Origin of the sequence: Proteus sp. G4380, from assembly GCF_963885725.1 — a bacterium.
GTDB classification, from domain to species: Bacteria; Pseudomonadota; Gammaproteobacteria; order Enterobacterales; family Enterobacteriaceae; genus Proteus; species Proteus mirabilis.
The window spans coordinates 1-7,210 of the sequence record NZ_CAWPAV010000054.1; the positions used below are offsets into that span (position 1 = coordinate 1).

The following is a 7,210-nucleotide window of genomic DNA, read 5'->3' on the forward strand; positions in this document are numbered from 1 at the left end:
ATATATTAAAGATAAAAATGGTTCTTTTATAAAGAAAGACAAGGATGCTAATACAACTATCACTGCAATTCTTGATTGAAAAATTAGGTTTTAAACTGTTTGTGACCAATATAAAAGCAACTATTAATATAAAAATTCGGAGTCCAAAATAATGGCTTTTAAATATAAAATAACAATAATCATATTTTTGCTATCTTTTATTTTTTTTGTAGTGTATGAGTTTTTTATTCCCGTTAAAGTCATGGAGGTACATAAAGATACGTATACCACCTCTATTCTGGTTGAGGATTTTCCGATAACTGATTATGGAAAAATAATATGGTGGAAAAACAATCAAGATGTTTTAGATAAAAAGTATGATTTATTTAAGAATAAAAATAGTTTATTTTTGATTTCTATATGGAATTACGGTGATGGATATTTAGAAGAAGGAAAATACGATCGATTATGTTTTACTGAAATTAAAAGTAACAAAAAATGTATAGAAAAAGATAAAGTGATGTCAATAATGTATTCTTTAAATGAAGAGGAAATTAGGATCGGTAATTCTGCATATATTAAAGATAAAAATGGTTCTTTTATAAAGAAAGACAAGGATGCTAATACAACTATCACAGTAGTCCCTAATGCATAACTTGGTCACAAGTGGTGATAATAGCTTATTCACATTTTATGCTTAAAAATATATTTTGCTGTTTATATCAAAAATATAAAATATAACTCTAAATCTTTGTGAAACAATGCGACGTTATCGTGTTTCGTCTCCATATTTGCCCAATAGCTTCTATGAGAATTTTTTATTAATTATTGAGTTCAGTAATATTATCCATTGCAACAGGGCGCTGTTTTTCATCTAAGTAGTAGTGAATGCCGGCCTCAATATTATCTTCACCTTCATAGAAAACGTTAAAGCGGGTACGTTTTCCATCGTGATAGGCAATCACAGCGCTACCGCCTTTTCCTAAGCAAAATTGCTGAAGATGCCCTGTTGAGATACACACGCTGTTATCCCCAGATACAGAGAGTGTGCAGTTATCACCTGTGTTGATAGCAATGGCGTTATCGCCAGTAACAGTAATATGTGCTAAATCACCAGTATTGGTGACTTTTGTACGGGATTGAGTCGCATTAATAAAGTTTCTTATACCACTATTGGCAATATGCGCCCCTTGACCAGAAGCGTAAATTTTAACATCGTTGCCACTATTACAAATACGAGAGCGTCCTCCTAAGCTACCAATACGACATTGATCTGCCGTATTACTGATCTTTCCAGCAAATCCGCTGTTGATTAATTGGTTACTATAACCAGTGTTAGCAATACTGTTTTCATCACCGGAAAAGGCGACAATATTATCACGACCACATAATGCGAGGGCGGTATTAAATTGTTGGCTTTTGACAATCAGTTGATGCCATTCGGTAGAAAACTGAATGTTTTCGTCGCTAGATTGCGGTTGGTGATAGGGTAAACGTTGTAATGTCACACCGGTTTGTTTTTCATTGCCTAACAGGGACAAGATGTTTTCTATCACTTCTTGTTCCTGTTTGGCAAAAGAGGACTGACTAAAATGACGCAGATAAATATATTGAATTAAGCTTTCTATCCATTGTGTTTGACGTTGTTTTATCAATTCATTATGGATAGCACGGTAAGTACCTCCATGGGGAAAATAACGCAAAAACCAACGATAAAGTGAACTTGAAACATGCAGTTGGCGTAAGTCTTCTTTGGTTAGTGTGATATTTTCCTGTGAAGGGACTGACATATAAGCTCCTTGAACCATCTATTTATTAGTGTCTATGGTAGCCGTCAACCATACTGCGAAAGGTTTGGAATGGCGTTCTTCCGGTGGTACACAGGTAAAGGTGACCAAAGATAAAAAAGACACTACACACGGCTAGTATTTGGTGAATTATTAATAACCAAGCTTTAAATAGCACAGCATCAGCAGGGATAAACATGGGATTTTGCAGTAAGATCCCCGTGATTAAAAGTAATGGTACTAATGCATACATCACACCTAAATAAGCCATTTGTTGCAGTGGATTAAATTTAACCTTGGGAGTGGCTGGAAAAGGATGATCTTCCCCCTTAATAATGCCGTAAAGATAAAAACGTGTTTGCATTAATACTCGTTGCAACCAGTTTTTACTGTCAATACGGTAAAATTTACCATTGCCACCAACAAGATTAATTAATACAAAGGACAACCAGCATACTAAGAGTAGATAACCACAAATTTCATGCACATTGACGAGTAACGCCGTGTCATGTGCCGAGAGTAGGGCGAAATGGTTAATCCCGCCACTGAGAAGGAGTAAGATAAATAAAGTTGCATTACTCCAATGCCATAAACGTACCGCTTTTGAGTAAAGATAGAGTTTCTCTTCTTGATGATGCTCTCCATGGGGTGTGGCAAAGCGGTAACGTAAAAAACCATGAAGTGCGAGTACAAGTAGCATGCCGACAAATAATACGCCGGCAACAATTAACCAAAGTGGTAAATAGTCCGGTGTATAGATTAAGACATACTGTTTGAGTGAGGCTTGAAATTGTGCTGCATTTGGCATGATATTTATTGCACTCATACGTTATCTCCCCCTTGTACATGAGGTCCAACACGTCGATAAAGATGCGGTTTTCCTACTCCATCAAGTTGATAGAGATAGTAGTCATGTGTTTTTAGCCATTGCTGAATTTGTGGGCTATCTTCTCTACCAAAGAGTAGGGCGTTTTGTGGGCAAGCGCTGACACAAATCGGTGGGAACCCTTTTTGTAATCGAGACTCAAGACAAAAGTCACATTTATCAGCAACATGTGTTACGGGATTAAGATAACGAACTTGGTAAGGACAGGCTGATATGCAATAACTACAGCCAATACATTTCTCTTTATTAACGCGAACAATACCATTGCTTTCATCGCGCCAAGATGCGCCCGTAGGACAAACCGAGATACAAGGAGCATCTTCACACTGCTGACATGAGTGTCTAAAAAAATGGTACTTATCGTTATCTTCTTTTAAGCTTAATGGAATGTGTGCAATATCCATTCGCGCCATTCCGGTTGGTACTTTATTTAATCGACGGCACGCTGTGGCACAAATATTACAGCCATTACAGCGTGTTTCGTCATGGATCATGGCATAGCGTATCGGTTTTTTATCTGTGGCTGCCGCTAAGGCACTACCCAGTGGCGCACTGAAAAAGATCACAGTACCTATACCTGCTACAAATTTACGGCGAGAAACATGCATTATTTTTGCTCCTCAATCTGATGCTGTTGTAATACCCACAGAACATTTCGTCGACAGGGTGGAGCATTAAGGATTTTCATATTGTTCTACCTCCAGCCATTCTGTTAACCCTCTCGCCTTGCCATAACTCATTAGGGTGCTACTAAATAGGTAAGGGGCATTGTTAGAGGCGAATATTTGCTGAATATCTTGAAAATCAGGGTGAGTTTTCATCAGCGTCAATGCATCGTCTATTTCTGCAGCGGTGTAATAAAAAGGCTCCGACATCAACATGCTTTGCTTCAATGGACGAGGGTAGGTTTCGCATTCAAAGCGAACTAAACCTGCAATGGCAGTACAAATATCGGTATATCTATTGAGAAGCTGTAATTGTGCATAGTTATCTGACATAACAGTGTCAGAATAGAAATAATCCTCACCATTATGTGTTAAATAAGTAATATCAACGAAAGCGTCCTCGTTCAACGCGACTCTTAATTGCATTACCTCTTCTTCAGAGAGTGAATAAGGCGCATCATACAGCGTGGAAATAGCTAATAGTTCACCTTCTTTTGAACATTGACGGATTGCATTGGCTAGGTGTTGTTCAGCCGATAATTGCGCGATATCTTCAATTTGCTCTTCTGTGGTATCCGTTAAGGTGTGAGTACCATGCCCAATACCTCTCTCTGATAACGGCAATAGCCAACGACGAAGAGAAATATCCGGTTGTTCTAAAGTAATATCAGCATCATGAGCAATATCAGGTGGTATAGAGGCTGATGCATTCTGTTTATTCATCATGATCTCCTTTACCTATTAATTGGGTAATAAGCCACGTGATGCTAAATCGTCAGCAACATCTTGTAATCCAAGGCGTACTAAAGTTGCTTTTGTTGGACAGCCTAATTGTGGATCCCAGCCCATTTCTTCATAAAATAGGGTGAGAGAGAGTTGCATATCTTCTCTATCCATTTTGTCTGTCCCTTCCGTAAAGACAGGAATATCAGGATCTTTATCAAATACCCATGAACAGATTTGGTCATGCTCATTACGCATATCCATTGTGTTCATTAACTTAACCGTGTAAGCACGATGTAAAGTGAAGATGCGTTCTGAGGCTAAATCAAGATCTTGAGAAGTGGTTGGTTCACCGGTAATGGCAGTGAAAAATTTTGCTTCCATATCTAAATCGCCACGATAGTTGCGGCTTTTATGAGGTGATACGGTCATTGGCCATACCCAGTTACATAATGTCACGGCATCATGTAGGCAACTACGCAAAATGGTCCATTTGGTATAGGCGATTTTTGCTTTATTAATCGGCGTGTAGTTTTTGGTTTCATCAAAAGCATCACCAGAACCAAATAGTTCACCTGCAATCTCTTTTTGTAATTTTAGCGGTAAACCACTACCGATATAGTTGATATGAGTATGTGTCATCGCATCGCGGTTAAACATACAGTTGACGATGGAGCCTACTTGAGCAGAAGCCTCATTTGCATGGTGAATAGGGAAACCCATCGGTGACCAAAGTTTATTTTTCTTATTACCCCAATATTCCTCACCTAAATTCCAGCGTTGTGCAATTAAATAAGAGCCATCAGCAAGGTGACTAAATTCACCTTTACGATGGGCTAAGCGGTAATAGAAATCTTTGATAAATGCGGGATCACCTTCTTCAAGTTTATCCCAAGGAATATCGTTATACTCTTCTTCAGAAAGAACGCGTTTAAAAACTCCGTGGGTATAGCAATAAGTAAAGTCACGATGAAGCTGACCGTAGTTGCACCATAAGCCCATATCATCAAAAATATTGAGGCCGACAAGATTACCAACAACATTGGCATCGCCTTTTTTCTCAATATCTTTCGGGCCATTAGGGAAAATGGTGGTATGAACAAAGTTGGCGACACAAGTGTTTCCGCCTGTTTGAGGTACGCCAAATTTTTTCGCTTGCGGGACATTAAGTTGTGACATACAGCGAATAGGACATGAGTGGCATCCCCCCATTTTTACCGTGTATTGTTCTGCTTCAGGGCCAAGATCGAAGGTTGATTTCATGGTTCTAAAGCCGACAGTATTGGCATTGCCCGGTGGGATCTCCCCTGTTTCAATGGGGCCACCTTCAGCTGCTCCCCAATAAAGCCCTTTACGTGCAGTCCAACGTGAACCCGGATGTGAATACTCTGCCCAAGATTGTGGGGTACTTGGTACGACGTGATTATTATTTGCGCCAATAAGTTGTGTCATCATATAGTCGTTAAGCTCTTTTAACGCTTTACGATCGGCAACATTAACGCCACGGCTTCCTTCAACCACAATCGCTTTTAATTTTTTAGCACCAAGTACGGCACCAATTCCAGCACCACCACTGTGGTTACGACTATTGATAAGTCCTGAAAGAGGGACAAGGTTTTCACCCGCAGGGCCAATAGCAGCAACACACGCTTCTGGGCTTGTTTGAGCACAAAGTTCTTCTGTTGTTTGACGAGTTCCTTTTCCCCATAAAAAAGAGGCATCTTCAATGGAAACTTGGTCATCATCAATATGGATCCACACGGGGTTATCTGCCTGACCTTCAATGATCAACGCATCATAGCCGGCAAATTTCATCCATGCGGCAAAAAAGCCTCCCATATGGGCATCAACCACTAAATTACCGCGAGTAAAGGTTGAAAGAGAGGTGATATTGACGCGAGAGCTACAGGGTGCGCCTGATCCTGTTAGCGGGCCTACCGCAAATACCACTTTGTTTTCTTCATCAAAAGGTTTTACACCGGGTGCAACTTCTTCATACATAATTTTGTAGCCAAAGCCCATACCACCAATTAAGGATTTGTATTGGCTTGAGCTTTCGCGAGAGATGGCACCGGTAGTTAAATTAATTCTTAGTATATTGCCAGTCCAGCCGTTAATCATAATATTGCTTCCTAATCTAAAGAGGGGTCAATGAGGTGATTGCTAAGAAAAATCAAACGGTAATTTCTTTCCATTCAATAATGTGCAATGCCCCTGTTGGGCATGCTGAAGCGCATTCACCACATAAATTACATTTACCGGATTTTTTCGTTTGTGGATTGACGGTTGCCATCATCCACGGGCAAGCTGTTGTACAAGCGGCACAGCCGATACAACGACGAGTATCAACGACAATACAGCCAAACTCTTCTTGATAACGGATAGCTTTTACTGGGCAGACGTTCATACACTCGGGTGTTTTGCATTGGCGACAAGTATCAGTGGTAAAGTTTAAGTCGCCATATAAGCCCCCTCCAGAGCCAATGCCTTTATCACCAAAATAGAAATGACGATGGATTTTAGTACGGGAGAAGAAAGAGCCAACGCTACCATCATTCCATGTTGTACATGCTGTTTCACAACGATGACAGCCAGTGCAACGGGCACGATTAGTCACTAATACACCTTTAGGTGTGGTTGTCAGTTGAATAACGCCACTGTCTATTTCTTCTTGCTTACAACCTAAAAGAGAAAGTAGTGCGGGTGCTATGGTGATCCCTGCCAGCCCTTTACCGGATATTCGCAGAAACTCTAGTCTTGATAGTCCAATATCTAATATAGGACGATGATGTGTATCAGACATTAATATTTATCTCCGCTTAACTAATTTAAATAAGAAATAAGTTGTGATGATAAATGTGTTCTTTTCTCTACTTGTTTTTCGTTGTATATAAAATATAATAACGATTGGTTTAGAATAGATATAATAGTTATCAACACTTTTTATTACTGAAAATAGCTTGTGGTGAATTGTTAAATATTTGTATTTACAATATGTTACATTCGGTTTTTACGTATTTTTCATTAACCATTATGATATTGTGGTTATTAAAAAATTTATTCTGTGACTGCAATCATAGAAATAAAATTAATTATCGTTAGTTAAAAAATTAAATTAAGTGATTATTGTTCTTATCTGTAATTACGAAGGATAATTAATATTGTTTATA

At 39.0% G+C, this 7,210-nt stretch carries 7 protein-coding genes; 1 reads left to right on the forward strand and 6 read right to left on the reverse strand.

Annotated elements, in window-relative coordinates:
• The first annotated feature begins 151 nt into the window (after positions 1-151).
• Positions 152-634 carry a DUF943 family protein gene (locus AACU98_RS04900; protein ID WP_103429208.1) on the forward strand — a complete coding sequence of 161 codons (483 nt, stop codon included), beginning with the start codon at positions 152-154 and terminating at the stop codon, positions 632-634.
• Between the two features lie 166 nt (positions 635-800).
• Here AACU98_RS04900 and ydhT read toward each other — a convergent pair whose 3' ends face one another.
• The 6 genes from ydhT to AACU98_RS04930 all read right to left on the reverse strand — a co-directional run bounded on the left by ydhT (position 801) and on the right by AACU98_RS04930 (position 6,843).
• Positions 801-1,787 (reverse strand): protein YdhT, encoded by a 987-nt coding sequence (ydhT, locus tag AACU98_RS04905; RefSeq protein WP_004245154.1) that lies wholly within the window; start codon positions 1,785-1,787, stop codon positions 801-803.
• Between the two features lie 7 nt (positions 1,788-1,794).
• Positions 1,795-2,592, reverse strand: a complete 798-nt coding sequence (phsC, locus tag AACU98_RS04910; protein WP_004245153.1) for a thiosulfate reductase cytochrome B subunit — start codon at positions 2,590-2,592, stop codon at positions 1,795-1,797.
• Positions 2,589-3,260 carry a 4Fe-4S dicluster domain-containing protein gene (locus AACU98_RS04915; protein ID WP_004245152.1) on the reverse strand — a complete coding sequence of 224 codons (672 nt, stop codon included), beginning with the start codon at positions 3,258-3,260 and terminating at the stop codon, positions 2,589-2,591. The genes phsC and AACU98_RS04915 overlap by 4 nt, the downstream gene beginning before the upstream one ends.
• A 66-nt stretch (positions 3,261-3,326) precedes the next feature.
• Positions 3,327-4,040 (reverse strand): YdhW family putative oxidoreductase system protein, encoded by a 714-nt coding sequence (locus tag AACU98_RS04920; RefSeq protein ID WP_223293421.1) that lies wholly within the window; start codon positions 4,038-4,040, stop codon positions 3,327-3,329.
• A gap of 18 nt (positions 4,041-4,058) precedes the next feature.
• Positions 4,059-6,161, reverse strand: a complete 2,103-nt coding sequence (locus AACU98_RS04925; protein ID WP_004245150.1) for an aldehyde ferredoxin oxidoreductase — start codon at positions 6,159-6,161, stop codon at positions 4,059-4,061.
• A 52-nt stretch (positions 6,162-6,213) separates the two neighbouring features.
• Positions 6,214-6,843: a ferredoxin-like protein gene (locus AACU98_RS04930; protein ID WP_004245149.1), complete on the reverse strand. Its 630-nt coding sequence runs from the start codon at positions 6,841-6,843 to the stop codon at positions 6,214-6,216.
• Between the last annotated feature and the right edge of the window lie 367 nt (positions 6,844-7,210).